This window comes from Streptomyces sp. NPDC054887, from assembly GCF_053610585.1.
The window spans coordinates 1-12,783 of record NZ_JBSGYQ010000015.1 but is presented as its reverse complement, the minus strand read 5'-3'; the positions used below and the strand labels follow the sequence as shown (position 1 = coordinate 12,783).

Genomic DNA, 12,783 nt, shown 5'->3' with positions numbered 1-12,783 from the left:
GGGCAGGGCGGGGCGTACGGCGTGTGCGGGGCCGAGCGAGGGGTACGCGGCCCGTGCGGCGGAGGCCGTCCGGCCTCCTCCCCGAAACTTCTTCCCGTTTACGGTTGCTTGGAGTGCACTCCAAGGTCCTAGCGTGGAGGTCATGACCGTGACGGAAACCGTCCCCGCACGCACCGGTCCCCGCGCCGCCGCGACCCGCGCGCACCCCCGCCCCGAGGGCCGGGACCACTACACGATCAGCGAGGTCGCCGCGCACACCGGCCTCACGGCGTACACCCTGCGCTGGTACGAGCGGATCGGGCTCATGCCGCACGTCGACCGCTCGCACACCGGTCAGCGGCGCTTCAGCAACCGGGATCTCGACTGGCTGGCCTTCGTCGGCAAGCTGCGCCTGACCGGCATGCCCGTCGCCGACATGGTCAGGTACGCCGAACTGCTGCGGGAGGGCGAGCACACCTTCGAGCAGCGGCAGGAGCTGCTGGAGTCGACCCGCCGCGACGTGCGCACGCGCATCGCCGAGCTTCAGGACACGCTCGCCGTTCTCAACTACAAGATCGACTTCTACGCGGACGCCCGGAGGGCGTCGGAGAGGGCCTGAAACCCCTATGAGCGACCACAGCACCATCGAGAAGGTCCGGCTGGGCACGGGTGGACCGGAGGTCGGCGTCCAGGGCCTCGGCTGCATGGGCATGAGCTTCGCGTACGGGCCCACGGACGCCGACGAGGCGCGGGCGACGCTGGAGCGCGCGCTCGAACTGGGCATCACCCTGTACGACACGGCGGACGCGTACGCGGCCGGGGAGAACGAGCGGTTCCTCGCGCCGTTCGTCCGCGCGCACCGGGACGAGGTCGTCATCGCGACCAAGTTCGCGCTGGCCGTCGACCCCCGTGACCCGTCGAAGCGGACGATCAGCAACGACCCCGCCTACATCCGCCAGTGCGTCGAGGGCAGCCTCGAACGCCTCGGCGTCGACGAGATCGACCTCTACTACATGCACCGCAGGGACGTGAACGTCCCCATCGAGGAGACGGTCGGCGCGATGGCCGAGCTGGTGCGCGAGGGCAAGGTCAAGCACCTGGGACTGAGCGAGGTGACCGGCGGCGAGCTGCGGGCCGCACAGGGCGTGCACCCGATCGCCGCCGTGCAGTCCGAGTGGTCGCTGTTCAGCCGCGACATCGAGAAGGGCGTCGTACCGGCGGCCAAGGAACTGGGTGTCGCCCTGGTCCCGTACTCCCCGCTGGGCCGGGGCTTCCTCACCGGGGCCTTCACCAGCGCGGAGAAGGACCTCACCGAGGACGACTTCCGCCGCAGCCAGCCCCGCTTCAACGGCGACAACGCCGCCGCGAACGCCCTGCTGCTCGAACCGGTGCGCAAGCTCGCCGAGGGCCGCAACGCCACGCTCGGACAGGTCGCCCTCGCCTGGGTGCAGCAGCAGGCCCGGGTGCACGGACTCGCCGTCGTACCGATCCCCGGGACCCGCAGGCGCACCCGCGTCGAGGAGAACGCGGCGGCGACGCGGCTCCTGCTCACCGAGAGCGAGATGGAACTCCTGGCCCCGATCGCGGACCAGGTCGCGGGCGGCCGGTACGCGGACATGACGTTCACGTCGGCCGGGCGCGAGTAGGGACGCCGCCGTCGCACACTCCGGCCGCCGTCGTGTACGCGGCGCGGAGTGCGCGACTCTTCCGTGAGGCGAGGGGATCTCCCGGTACGCGGATGCGAGGAGACTCCCTGGCCGGGGGCGGCGGACCGGTCACGCCAGGCCGAGGGCGAAGGCCGCGAACCCCGCCGCGAGCAGGCCCGCGACCGTGCGGCGGGCCGTCGTCACGTTGGCCCACGGCGCCTCGAAGGCGCGCGCGTACCGTCCGATCAGGATCAGCAGCCCGGCGAACACCGGCAGCCACGCGGCCCTGGCCAGAATCCAGCCGAGCGAGTCCGGCGCCCCCGTCAGCCCCGGAACCGTGCCCAGGAACGAGGCGGGGACGGCCGCGGCGAGCATCGCCGTCTGGTGCCAGCACAGGATCGTCATCGCCGACAGGTTGACCACGACGACCGGCGCCCACAGCGCGGGCCGGCGCAGCAGCCCGCCGATCCTCTCGCGCAGCAGGATCGCCGCACCGCTCTGCGCCGCCGCGAGGGCGAGGACCAGCAGCGACGGTGGATGCGAGTTGGTACGGGCCTCGCCCGGAACGCCGACCATCGACGCCGGGTAGTGGAACACCACCAGCAGCACGGCGAACAGCACCGCCCCACCGGCCAGCAGCACCGCACCTCCCCGTCGGCCGATGCGCTTCTCGCCCCAGGAGACGCCGAGTTGGTACGCGAAGAGCCAGCCCGGCAGCAGGTTCAGCACCCCGAGCCACGACGGCACGTCCCCGGCGTACGGCCCGTACCGCAGGAAGTCGACGACCGCGACGGACGCCAGGAGCGGCGCGGCGGCCCACGCGCCCAGCCCGCTGGAGGCGCGGACGCAGTACGGCGTCAGGGCCGTCACCGCGACGTACACCCCGACGAACCACAGCGGCTGGATCACCAGCGTCGACGCGGTCCGCAGCGTCGTCCCCGGCACCCCCGCCGCGTACAGCACCGGCAGCACCGCCGCCCACACGGCGGTCACGCCGAGCACCGGCCGGCCGAGCCGCGCGATCCGGCCGCGCAGCCACGCCCCGGCCGTGCCCCGGTGGCGGCGGTAGGACAGGACGGACGCGTAACCGCCGACCAGGAAGAAGATGCCCAGCATCTGGAGCACCCAGCTGACCGGCGCGAAGAAGCCGAAGGACGACAGCGGGCTCGCGTTGTGCAGCGCGCCGCCGCCGTCGAGGGTGAAGCCGCCGAGCATCCAGTGGCCGGTCGGCACGGCGAGGAGGGCCAGCGCCCGCAGGCCGTCGACGGCGCGGTCGCGGTGGGCGGGGGTCCGTGCGTCGATCCTCGCTGCCAGGGCCCGCATCAGATCGCTCCGACGGTGATCGAGGCGAACGTGCGGAGGGACTCCGTGCCGGGGGCGAAGTAGCCGGTGTGGCCGTCGGCGTCACCGGCCGGCACGCGGCGGGCGCCGAAGGCCGCCCCGGTGGGGTCGGCGCCGTGGCCCAGCCCCGCGAACCGCACGTGGGGGACCCTGCCGATCCAGTCGGTCGGATCCTTGGCGGCCCACACACGGGCTCGCGTCCGCAGGTCGCCGACGCTGTCCGCGCGCATCCCGGGGGAGCCCAGCGCGACGACGTCGGCCGCGTCGAGGCGGTGAGCCGCCAGGCCGCAGACCACCGAGCCGTAGCTGTGGCAGAACAGGGCCGGGTCGGGGGCGCCCACGGCGTCGAGTCCGTCGGCCAGCCGGACGAGCCGGTCCGCGCCCGCCTCGGCGAGGTCCCCCGTGGCGGCGTCCACGCCCACGCCGACGGGCGTCGTGTAACCGGCCCAGGCGATCACGGCGGTGCGGTGGCCCTTCGTGGCGTCCCGCAGGGACTTCGCCATGCCGGCGGGGGTGCCGTAGGGGTCGTTCGTACGGTCGAAGGTGGCGGCGTCGATGTCCGAGCCGGGGACCACGACGGCGACGTGCCGCGCGTCCGTCAGATCCCCGTACACCTCGGCGACCTGTCCCCGGCCGCGCGGGTCGAGGGCCAGGATCCGGCGGCCGGGCTCGGCGAGGCGGTCGTGCCCGGTGGCCTTCGCGGTGCGGCGGTTGGCGGCGTAACGCAGCTCCACGGGGACGCCGTCCAGGTTTCCGACGACGGTGGGGTGGCGGCGCACGAGGTCGCGGCGCCGGTCGTCGCCGAGCGCCGCGAAGAAGCGGGCGACCCGGGCGGGCGACGTCGTGGCGGGGTCGGGCAGACCCTCGCGGTTCCAGGCGGCGGTGCCGGGCGGCGGGCCGGTGACGGGCTCCTGCGCGGTCCCGGAGGCCCAGCCCGCCGTGCCCGACACGACGGTCGTCGCGAGTGCTAGCGCGATCAGGGTCCTCTTGTAGCGGCGCATGGCTCCCCCTGCTTCCTCTTCCTCGTCCGGTGGCTGGCGGAGAGGAAGGTAGGAAGACGACGCCGGCGGGGGCGTCGGACCGGAGAGCCAAGTCGGGGGTGCTACCGGGGTATCAGGGGTACGGGTCGCGCGCGCCGGGGGCCTCGGGTGACCGTCCAGAGAGGTGACGGACCGTCAGGCGCCTGGCGAGACCAGGCCCGACTCGTACGCGAAGATCACTGCCTGCGCCCGGTCGCGCAGGTGCAGCTTGGCCAGGACACGGCCGATGTGCGTCTTCACCGTCTGCTCCGCCAGGACCAGCCGGGCGGCGATCTCCTGGTTCGACAGACCCCGGGCGATCAGCTCCAGCACCTCCGTCTCGCGGGGCGTGAGCCCGTTCAGCCGCAGGGAGGGGTCCTTGCGCGGGGCGGGCCGCTGCCGCGCGAAGTCCGCGATCAGGCGCCGGGTCACCGACGGCGCCAGCAGCGCCTCCCCGGCCGCCACCACCCGCACCGCCGAGATCAGGTCGGCGGGCGGCGCGTCCTTGAGGAGGAACCCGGACGCGCCGGCGCGCAGCGCCTCGTACACGTAGTCGTCCACGTCGAACGTCGTGAGCATGAGGACCTTCGGCCGGTGGACGACCCCGGGGGGCGGGTCCAGCAGCTCGCGCGCCGCCGCCAGTCCGTCCATCTCCGGCATCCGTACGTCCATTAGGACCACGTCGGGACGCACGGCACGTCCGACCGCGATCCCCTGCCGCCCGTCCGGCGCCTCCCCGACCACGTCGATGTCGCTCTGCGCCGACAGCAGCGCGGCGAACCCCGCGCGCACCATGGCCTGGTCGTCGACGATGATCACGCGGATGGTCATGGGGAAGCGGGGTCCTTCGCGCCGAGGGGAAGCCGGGCGGCGACCCGGAAGCCGCCGTCGGGCAGCGGGCCGGTGTCGAGCGTGCCGCCGGTCAACCGTACGCGTTCGCGCATGCCGACGAGGCCGTGACCGCCCGCCCCGCCCGCCTCCACCGGTGAAGTCGGTCCGGCGGGCGGTCCGTTGACGACGAGGACGGTGAGGTCCGTGCCGTCGGAGGTGACGGAGACCCGGGTGGTGGCGCCGGGCGCGTGCCGCACCACGTTCGCCAGTGCCTCCTGGACGATCCGGTACGCCGACAGGTCGACGGTCTGCGGCAGCCGGCCGCGCTCGGCGAGCCCCGCCGCGAGGGACAGCTCGGCCGGCAGACCCGCCCGCACCGTCGCCTCCACGAGCTGCTGGAGCCGGTCGAGGCCGGGCTGCGGAGCCCGCTCGCCCGCCGCGTCCTCGCTGCGCAGCACCGACAGCAGCCGGCGCATCTCCGTCAGCGACTCCCGGGCGCTCGCGGCGATCGAGGCGAACTCCTCCCGCGCCTCGGGCGGCAGGCCCCCGACCCGGTACGGCGCGGAGTCGGCCTGCACGGTGATCACCGACATGTGGTGGGCCACCACGTCGTGCAACTCCCGGGCGATCCGGGTGCGTTCCTCCAGCAGCGTCCGCCGGGCCCGCTCCGCCTCGCTGATGGTCTCCTGCTCGGCGAGCCGCCGCTGCGCCTCACCGCGCTCGCGCAGCGCGCCGCCTATGACGAGGACGACGGCGCTGAGCACGACGAGCAGGACGTTCGTACCGTCGCTCTCCTCGGGGAAGACCCGCCCGAGGACGAGACCGGCCGCGCCGGTGACCATCCAGACCCCGATGAGCGTCCGCCGCGTCTCGCGCAGCGCCAGCGCGAACATCAGGAAGAGGTACGCGACCAGGGCGGGCGGCGTCCAGGGCCACGGGGACCGCCCGTCGAAGCCGCCGAGGGCGACGAGCGCGCCGGCGACGTCGGCGGGCAGCACGATCCACCACGCCTGGAGCGGCCGGTGGGCGACCATCAGCAGCGGAACGGTCTGCGCGGCGGCGATCGCGCCGGCCAGAGCGCCGGGCACGCCGTAGTCCCCGGCGAGGACGACGACGCTCAGAGGCAGGAAGGTGGCGACGAGGGCGACGGCCGCCGCGTACGGCAGCAACCGCTGCCACAGCCTCGGGGAGTCCGCGAACAGCGGGGTGGGCGCGTGCGAGGGGTGGCTGACCGCGTACGCGAGGGCGCGAAGATTGCGGCGCCCGGCGCTGACGAGGCCGTCGGCGGGCGGCGGGGGAGCGGAGGGCTGGGTCATGACCCGGCCAGCGTAGGCGCGAGACGACCGCACCGCGTCGTACCCGGGTCGCAGTCCCGGCCTCATACCCCGGTACGACACGGGAGGCGGCGCGGGCGGGCCCGTCAGCACAGATCGCGGGTGCCACGGGACCGGACCGGGGCGCGGGGCGGGGCCCGGCGCCACAGCTCCGCAGGGTCGCGGGCCGGCTCCGCGACCGCAGCTCCCCCGGGCGCCGGTCCGTCCGCCGCTACAGCTCCGCGAGCAGCTCCGCCTTCTTCGCGGTGAACTCCTCGTCCGTGACCAGGCCCGCCGCGCGCAGGTCGCCGAGGTGGCGTATCCGCTCGGCGATGTCGGCGGGGTCGCGCCGCGCGCCGACGGCCACCGGCACCGGGCCGCCCGGCTCGCCGTCCCGCGGGGGCGGCGCCACGCCCGTGCGCACCGCCGCGAGCACCGCCGCGGCGAACGGCAGGGACTCGTGCACCGGGCCGTACCCGAGGCCGAAGACGACGGCGGCCGGGTCCTGGTCCGCCTGGGCCGGCTGCGGCGGGGACCCCGGCAGGCCGGCGTCGCGCCGCAGCAGCCGCAGGTACCCGTCGAAGACGTCGGGGGAGCGCCACTCCACGCCGTCCAGCTCCCGCACCTGGAAGTTCTGGTCGCCCGCCTTCCACTTCGCGGAGGACGCGCCCGTCCAGAACCAGCGGAAGGAGACCCGCGCCCCGTCGAAGGACGCCTTGCCGTCGTACGCCTTGAAGTGGAGCGGCCCCTGCGGTGCGGCCACCAGGAACTTCTCGGCGGGCGTCTTCGCGTCGGGAGTGAGCACGGCGCGCAGCTCGTCGCCGTAGTACTCCGCGAGGGTCTCCCGCTCGGCCGGCAGCACCAGCCGGTACGGGTCGCAGCCCTCCCGCAGCTGCCCGGCCGCGGCCTCCATCAGCGGGTCGGCGCCCGGTCTCGGGGTCGCGTGCAGAACGACCGTGCCGCGCTTCCCCGGCGTCAGGGTCACCGACGCCAGCGCCTCGTGCGGGATGCGTCGTTCGCCGAGCGCCTGGAACAGCTTCGGCGTGCGGATCCCCCGTTCGAAGCGGATGAGCACGGAGTCGCTCTCGAACTCCCAGGTGGCATGAATTCCGGCCAGCACATCACCCATGCGGCTCATCGTATGCGGCGTGCGCCCGCGCGTCGCCCCTCGGTGCTAGCCACAATGTTCCGGCCGCACTCCGGTCGCCACGGGGTTCTACGCGCGTCAGTTCGCTTCCGCACCGGAAATTCCGCTCCGGCAGGCCCCGTCGTCGCCGGCGCAGCGCACCGTGGAGTACGAGCCGACGCCTATCCCGGCGAAATTGCTGAGGCTCGTCGTCCCGGGCTCGAAGTAACCGGTGTGCCCGACCGCGCCGGACGCCGAGACGACCCGCGCCCCGAACTCCGGCGTCACCGGGTCCGCGCCGTGGCCGAGCCCGCCGACCTCCAGGTACGGCACGTCCTGGATCCAGTCGTCGTGGTCCCGGGTGGCCCACACCCGGGCGCCGGTGCGCAGCTCCTTCGCGCTCTCGACCCGCATGCCGGGGCTGCCGGCGACCGCGATGTCGGAGACCCGCGCCGGCAGCGAGGGCGCCGCGACACCGCACACCACCGAGCCGTAGCTGTGGCAGAACAGCGACACCTTCGAGTCCCCGGGCAGCGCCCGCACGAGGGCGTCGAGCCGCTTGGAGCCGTACCTGGCCAGCCGGCCGATGGCCGCGTCCATGCCGACGCCCACGGGCGACGTGTAGTCGGCCCAGGCGATGACGGCGGTACGGGTACGGGGCGCCGCCGCGCGCTCGGCGGCGTACAGCGACTTGGCCATGCCCACCGGCGCGGTGTACCTGCGGCGCGTCCGCTCGAAGTTCACCACATTGGTGTCGACACCGGGCACCACCACGGACACCCGTTCGGCGCGGCCCAGGTCGCCGAAGACCTCGGCGACCTGCCCGGAGCCCACGGGGTCGAACGCGAGGATCTGCCGCCCCTCGCCCATCAGCGACGCGAAGCGCTTCAGCCGGCGCTCCGCGGTCTGGCGGCCCGCCGGGGTGAGCCGCTCGTCGTGCATCCGCCGCCACTCGACCTTGCGCGCCCGGTCCAGCGCCAGGCGGTTGGCCCGGTAGCGCAGAGTGAGCGGGACGCCGTTCAGGTTGCCGACGACGAGCGGGTAGCGGTCGACGAGCCGACCGCGCTGGGAGGCGGTCAGACCGGCGAAGAAGCGGGCGAACCGGCCGGGCGCCGATCCGGCGTCCGGCAGCGCGCGGCCGTCGATCCCCCCGCGGGCCCACGCGGCCAACGAGGCCGCGCGCAGATCCGGGTCGCCCTCGTGGTGGCGTATCGCGGTCCAGCCCGTGGTGGCCAGCAGGACGAACACCACGGCGAGAGCGAGCAGCGCGCGCCATGCGTTGAGGGTGGGGGAGGTGTCGAAGGAAGTCACTGCCCGCCACCCTAGGAGAATCAGGGGGCTCGTCGCGAAATCCGTGACACACATCACGTTTCAACGGGGCGGAGGTTGATGCTCCGTCACACTTCGTGCACGCCGGACGGGCCCGGCGTACGCGCCGGGGCGCGCCAGTCCGCCGCGAGCGCCGGTTCGAGGTGGTCCAGGTACAGCTCGGTCAGCGATCTGATCGCTTCCATGCTGGCGTCCTCGCCCTGCCCCCACAGCCGCCCGGTCACGCGCATGACGCCGGTGAACGCCGCGACGGCGATGCGCGGGCGCGGATCGGCGTCGAGGTCGAGCCCCTCGCGGTCCGCGACGATCCGGGCGATCCGCTCCTCCAGCTCCGTGGAGCGGCGCAGATGCGCGGCGAGCAGGGCGGGCGTCGACTCGATCATCAGGTAGGTGCGCATGTGCAGTTCGACCGGCACGACGGCCTCGATCGCCTCGCCGATGGTGTTCCAGGCGCACAGCACCGCGTTGCGCATGGCGGTGAACGGCCGCTCCCGCGCGGGGCGTTCGAGCAACTCCGCGACGAAGCGCGACTCCATCATCTCCTGGACGGCGAAGGCGACTTCCTCCTTGCTCGCGAAGTAGCGGAAGAAGGTGCGCTGGGAGACCTCGACCGCGTCGGCGATCTCGTCGACGGTCGTGTGCTCGTATCCCTGGGTGGTGAAGAGCTCCAGCGCCACCCGCAGCAGGGCGTCGCGGGTGCGCTGCTTCTTGCGCTCGCGCAGTCCCGTCGTCGGCTCGCCGGCCGCCTGCCGCTCGGTCATCCGTAGGTACGCCTCTTTCGCCTTTGTCCAGCTCAGGATACCTGTGAGCTACGTGACAGTTACCGGCTTGTGAATTCGTTTGTCAACTGTCAGCGGCTGACATTAGCTTGTTCGGTATGACTAGTCAGACCACCATCGACAAGGCGCCGCCGCCGCAGGATCCCGCGCCCGCGCCGGCCAAGGGGCTCCGTGGCCACCCCTGGCTGACGCTCTTCTCCGTGGCGATCGGCGTGATGATGGTCGCGCTCGACGGCACGATCGTCGCCATCGCCAACCCGGCCATCCAGAAGGACCTCGGGGCCTCGCTCGCCGACGTCCAGTGGATCACCAACGGCTACCTGCTCGCCCTCGCCGTCGCGCTCATCACCGCGGGCAAGCTGGGCGACCGCTTCGGCCACCGCCAGACGTTCCTGATCGGCATAGCCGGTTTCGCCCTCGCCTCCGGGGCCATCGGCCTCTCCAGCGAGATCGCCCTGGTCATCGCCTTCCGCGTGCTCCAGGGACTCTTCGGCGCGCTCCTCATGCCGGCCGCGCTCGGCCTGCTCCGCGCCACCTTCCCCGCCGAGAAGCTCAACATGGCCATCGGCATCTGGGGCATGGTCATCGGCGCCTCCACCGCGGGCGGCCCGATCGTCGGCGGCCTGCTCGTCGAGCACGTCAACTGGCAGTCCGTCTTCTTCATCAACGTGCCGGTCGGCGTCGTCGCCCTGGTCTTCGGCCTGGTGATCCTGAAGGACCACCGCGCGGCCAACGCCCCGCGCTCCTTCGACGTCCTCGGCATCGTGCTGCTCTCGGGCGCGATGTTCGCCCTCATCTGGGGCATCATCAAGGCCGGCGAGTGGGGCTGGGACAGCCCCAGCACCTGGATGTGGCTGGGCGCCTCCGTCGTCCTGTTCGCCGTCTTCGCGGTCTGGGAGACGAAGGTCCGGGAACCGCTCATCCCGCTCGCCATGTTCCGCTCCGTCCCGCTCTCCGCGGGCGTCGTGCTCATGGTCCTCATGGCCATCGCCTTCATGGGCGGCCTGTTCTTCGTGACGTTCTTCCTCCAGGGCGTGCACGGCATGAGCCCGGTCGACAGCGGCCTGCACCTGCTGCCGCTGACCGGCATGATGATCGTCTCCTCGCCGCTGGCGGGCGTGCTCATCACCAAGTTCGGCCCGCGTGTCCCGCTGGTCGGCGGCATGGTCGCCACCGCGGCCGCCATGTTCGGCATGACGACCCTCACCGCCGACACCGGCACGTTCATGATGTCCCTCTGGTTCGGCCTCCTCGGCCTCGGCCTCGCGCCGGTCATGGTCGGTGCGACCGAGGTCATCGTCGGCAACGCCCCGATGGAGCTCTCCGGCGTCGCCGGCGGTCTCCAGCAGGCCGCCATGCAGGTCGGTGGCGCGCTCGGCACCGCCGTCCTCGGCGCGATCATGTCGGCCAAGGTGAGCGCCGACTTCGCGGGCAACTGGAAGGAAGCGGGCATCCCGGTCCCCGCCGACCCGAAGCTGGAGGAGGCGGCCGAGTTCGCCGCCGTACCCGCCAAGGAGCTCGCCGAGGCCGGCCTCCAGCCGCCGGTGATCGAGAAGATCGGCGGGGTCATCCATGACACGTTCGTGTCGGGCATGCACCTCGCCTTCACCGTCGCCGGCGTCGTCGCGGTCGTCGCCGCACTCGTCGCCACCCTGACGAAGCGCGGCGAGAACGCGGACGCCGCCGCGGGCGGCGCCCACATCTGACGTCAACCCCGTGCGTACGACAGCCCCGCCGGACGGTTCCGGCGGGGCTGTCGCCTATCCGGGTGTAACCGCCCCGGAGACCTTCCGCGGCGCCGTCCGCCCAGCTCAGGGTGGGTCAACTGATCCGCACGACACGGGGGTTGATTTCCGATGATGCGTACGACCGTCCTCGCGGCCGGGGCCCTGGCCGTCACCGCGCTGCTGCCGCAGCCCGCCCACGCCGGACCGCCGCGCCTCGGCGACTGCGCGCCCGGCGAGCTCTGCATGTGGCAGAAACCGGACTTCAGGGGAGCGCGCCAGACCCACGAGCTGTCCGGCGTCGACATCGAGAGCTGCGTCCCCCTGCCGCCCGGCGCCGACGCCCAGTCCGTCGCCAACCGCACCGGGCGGCCGGTCACGACGTACCAGTCCGCCGAGTGCGCCGAGACGGGCGAATTCGAGACGTACCCGGGCGGCGGCACGTGGGTGCCCCAGTCGCCCTACCGCGTCCGGGCCTTCAAGGTGTGGGAGAACTGAGGGGGATGCGCGCGCGAAAGCGGGGCAACCGGTGGTCAAGCCCGGATCACACGATTTCCAGGGCACGACCTAGGGAGTGACCATGGCGAGCAACAGCCGCGCACACAGCCCGTCCAACACCAGCGCCCTCAGCTGGGTCTCGCTCATCTGCGGCATCGTCGGCTTCTTCACCTTCGGCATCGTCCTCGGTCCGGTCGCGCTGATCACCGGCTGGATCGCGATGGGCAAGCACTTCAACAGCGGCAACGTGCCCGCCATGATCGGCTTCGTACTCGGCCTGATCATCACCGTCCTCGCGATCATCGCGCTGATAAGCGGCGCGGCCGTCTACGGCATGTCGATCTGACGCGCCTGCTGTGAACGCCGCGGTGCAGGGGCCGCCCCCAGGGGCGGCCCCTCACCCGTGCCCGGAGCCGCGGCAACCGGCCCGGACGTCAGCTCCGCCACCTGCGCCCGCAGCGCCCGCACCTCGTCGGTGAGCAGCGCGATGGCGGCCGTCTGCCGCCGCTCCTCGACGTCGTCCCGGTCGAAGCGGGAGATGAACCAGGCGGCGATGTTCGCGGTCACCACACCCAGCAGCGCGATGCCCGACAGCATCAGCCCCACCGCCAGCATCCGGCCGAGACCGGTCGTGGGGGAGTGGTCGCCGTACCCGACGGTCGTCATCGTCGTGAACGACCACCAGACCGCGTCACCCAGCGTCTTGATGTTCCCGTCGGGGGAATCCCGCTCGACCTCCAGCACGGCCAGTGAGCCGAACATCAGCAGACCCACGACCGCGCCCCCGACATACGTCGTGAGCTGGATCTGCGGCGCCATCCTGGCCCGCCGGCCGACCAGCAGCAGCGTGGAGACGAGCCGCAGCAGCTGGAGGGGCCGCAGCAGCGGCAGCACCACGGCGAGCAGGTCCAGCGGATGCCTGCGGACGAAGAGCCACTTCCGCGGGGACAGGGTCAGCCGTACGAGGTAGTCCAGGGCGAACGCGCCCCACACCACCCATTCCGTGGCCAGGCACAGCCGGTGCACCGCCTCGTCGGCGTCGGGAGCGACTATGGGCACCGCGTACGCCAGGGCGAACGCCCCCGCCAGCACGAGCAGGGGCCTGTGGGTGCGCTCTTCCCAGCGGATCTGCGCGGTCTGCACCTTCATGCCCGCATCGTAGGGAACGCCGAAGGGCGGCGAGACCCCAGGAGGTCCC

The 12,783-nt window shown here is 73.0% G+C and carries 13 protein-coding genes; 5 read left to right on the top strand and 8 right to left on the bottom strand.

Going from position 1 to position 12,783, the window contains the following annotated elements:
• Positions 1-142: 142 nt before the first annotated feature.
• On the top strand, positions 143-598 hold the full coding sequence (locus ACWGH0_RS11200) for a MerR family transcriptional regulator (protein WP_453403895.1): 456 nt from the start codon (positions 143-145) through the stop codon (positions 596-598).
• A gap of 7 nt (positions 599-605) precedes the next feature.
• Positions 606-1,625 carry an aldo/keto reductase gene (locus ACWGH0_RS11195; protein WP_453403894.1) on the top strand — a complete coding sequence of 340 codons (1,020 nt, stop codon included), beginning with the start codon at positions 606-608 and terminating at the stop codon, positions 1,623-1,625.
• A 129-nt stretch (positions 1,626-1,754) separates the two neighbouring features.
• Here ACWGH0_RS11195 and ACWGH0_RS11190 read toward each other — a convergent pair whose 3' ends face one another.
• From ACWGH0_RS11190 to ACWGH0_RS11160, 7 genes are all read right to left on the bottom strand, one after another.
• A complete protein-coding gene (locus ACWGH0_RS11190; protein WP_453403893.1) occupies positions 1,755-2,948 on the bottom strand; it encodes an acyltransferase family protein in 1,194 nt (397 codons plus the stop codon).
• The gene (locus ACWGH0_RS11185; RefSeq protein ID WP_453403892.1) at positions 2,948-3,967 is read right to left on the bottom strand and encodes an alpha/beta hydrolase; all 1,020 of its coding nucleotides are present in this window, start codon (positions 3,965-3,967) and stop codon (positions 2,948-2,950) included. The genes ACWGH0_RS11190 and ACWGH0_RS11185 overlap by 1 nt, the downstream gene beginning before the upstream one ends.
• A 174-nt stretch (positions 3,968-4,141) precedes the next feature.
• The gene (locus ACWGH0_RS11180; RefSeq protein WP_453403891.1) at positions 4,142-4,816 is read right to left on the bottom strand and encodes a response regulator; all 675 of its coding nucleotides are present in this window, start codon (positions 4,814-4,816) and stop codon (positions 4,142-4,144) included.
• A complete protein-coding gene (locus ACWGH0_RS11175) occupies positions 4,813-6,132 on the bottom strand; it encodes a sensor histidine kinase (RefSeq protein WP_453403890.1) in 1,320 nt (439 codons plus the stop codon). The genes ACWGH0_RS11180 and ACWGH0_RS11175 overlap by 4 nt, the downstream gene beginning before the upstream one ends.
• A gap of 229 nt (positions 6,133-6,361) precedes the next feature.
• Positions 6,362-7,258, bottom strand: coding sequence for a DUF4429 domain-containing protein (locus ACWGH0_RS11170; protein WP_453403889.1), 897 nt, complete (start codon positions 7,256-7,258; stop codon positions 6,362-6,364).
• 96 nt (positions 7,259-7,354) lie between these two features.
• A complete protein-coding gene (locus ACWGH0_RS11165) occupies positions 7,355-8,566 on the bottom strand; it encodes an alpha/beta hydrolase (RefSeq protein ID WP_453403888.1) in 1,212 nt (403 codons plus the stop codon).
• A gap of 86 nt (positions 8,567-8,652) precedes the next feature.
• The gene (locus ACWGH0_RS11160; RefSeq protein WP_453403887.1) at positions 8,653-9,345 is read right to left on the bottom strand and encodes a TetR family transcriptional regulator; all 693 of its coding nucleotides are present in this window, start codon (positions 9,343-9,345) and stop codon (positions 8,653-8,655) included.
• A 116-nt stretch (positions 9,346-9,461) separates the two neighbouring features.
• Here ACWGH0_RS11160 and ACWGH0_RS11155 point away from each other — a divergent pair, with 116 nt between their 5' ends.
• From ACWGH0_RS11155 to ACWGH0_RS11145, 3 genes are all read left to right on the top strand, one after another.
• Complete coding sequence (locus tag ACWGH0_RS11155) at positions 9,462-11,069, top strand: MFS transporter (RefSeq protein WP_453403886.1); 1,608 nt, start codon at positions 9,462-9,464, stop codon at positions 11,067-11,069.
• Positions 11,070-11,222: 153 nt separating this feature from the next.
• Positions 11,223-11,585, top strand: a complete 363-nt coding sequence (locus tag ACWGH0_RS11150) for a peptidase inhibitor family I36 protein (RefSeq protein WP_453403999.1) — start codon at positions 11,223-11,225, stop codon at positions 11,583-11,585.
• Between the two features lie 82 nt (positions 11,586-11,667).
• On the top strand, positions 11,668-11,931 hold the full coding sequence (locus ACWGH0_RS11145) for a small hydrophobic protein (RefSeq protein WP_453403885.1): 264 nt from the start codon (positions 11,668-11,670) through the stop codon (positions 11,929-11,931).
• Here the strand turns inward: ACWGH0_RS11145 and ACWGH0_RS11140 are convergent.
• On the bottom strand, positions 11,913-12,734 hold the full coding sequence (locus tag ACWGH0_RS11140) for a potassium channel family protein (RefSeq protein ID WP_453403884.1): 822 nt from the start codon (positions 12,732-12,734) through the stop codon (positions 11,913-11,915). The two genes, ACWGH0_RS11145 and ACWGH0_RS11140, sit on opposite strands and share 19 nt — an antisense overlap.
• Positions 12,735-12,783 lie beyond the last annotated feature (49 nt).

Excerpts from the sequence above, each read along its gene's own strand:
- ACWGH0_RS11175 (WP_453403890.1), bottom strand. The coding sequence starts at position 6,132 with ATGACCCAGCCCTCCGCTCCCCCGCCGCCCGCCGACGGCCTCGTCAGC.
- ACWGH0_RS11185 (WP_453403892.1), bottom strand. The coding sequence starts at position 3,967 with ATGCGCCGCTACAAGAGGACCCTGATCGCGCTAGCACTCGCGACGACC.
- ACWGH0_RS11190 (WP_453403893.1), bottom strand. The coding sequence starts at position 2,948 with ATGCGGGCCCTGGCAGCGAGGATCGACGCACGGACCCCCGCCCACCGC.
- ACWGH0_RS11145 (WP_453403885.1), top strand. The coding sequence starts at position 11,668 with ATGGCGAGCAACAGCCGCGCACACAGCCCGTCCAACACCAGCGCCCTC.
- ACWGH0_RS11195 (WP_453403894.1), top strand. The coding sequence starts at position 606 with ATGAGCGACCACAGCACCATCGAGAAGGTCCGGCTGGGCACGGGTGGA.
- ACWGH0_RS11150 (WP_453403999.1), top strand. The coding sequence starts at position 11,223 with ATGCGTACGACCGTCCTCGCGGCCGGGGCCCTGGCCGTCACCGCGCTG.
- ACWGH0_RS11180 (WP_453403891.1), bottom strand. The coding sequence starts at position 4,816 with ATGACCATCCGCGTGATCATCGTCGACGACCAGGCCATGGTGCGCGCG.
- ACWGH0_RS11160 (WP_453403887.1), bottom strand. The coding sequence starts at position 9,345 with ATGACCGAGCGGCAGGCGGCCGGCGAGCCGACGACGGGACTGCGCGAG.
- ACWGH0_RS11200 (WP_453403895.1), top strand. The coding sequence starts at position 143 with ATGACCGTGACGGAAACCGTCCCCGCACGCACCGGTCCCCGCGCCGCC.
- ACWGH0_RS11140 (WP_453403884.1), bottom strand. The coding sequence starts at position 12,734 with ATGAAGGTGCAGACCGCGCAGATCCGCTGGGAAGAGCGCACCCACAGG.
- ACWGH0_RS11170 (WP_453403889.1), bottom strand. The coding sequence starts at position 7,258 with ATGGGTGATGTGCTGGCCGGAATTCATGCCACCTGGGAGTTCGAGAGC.
- ACWGH0_RS11155 (WP_453403886.1), top strand. The coding sequence starts at position 9,462 with ATGACTAGTCAGACCACCATCGACAAGGCGCCGCCGCCGCAGGATCCC.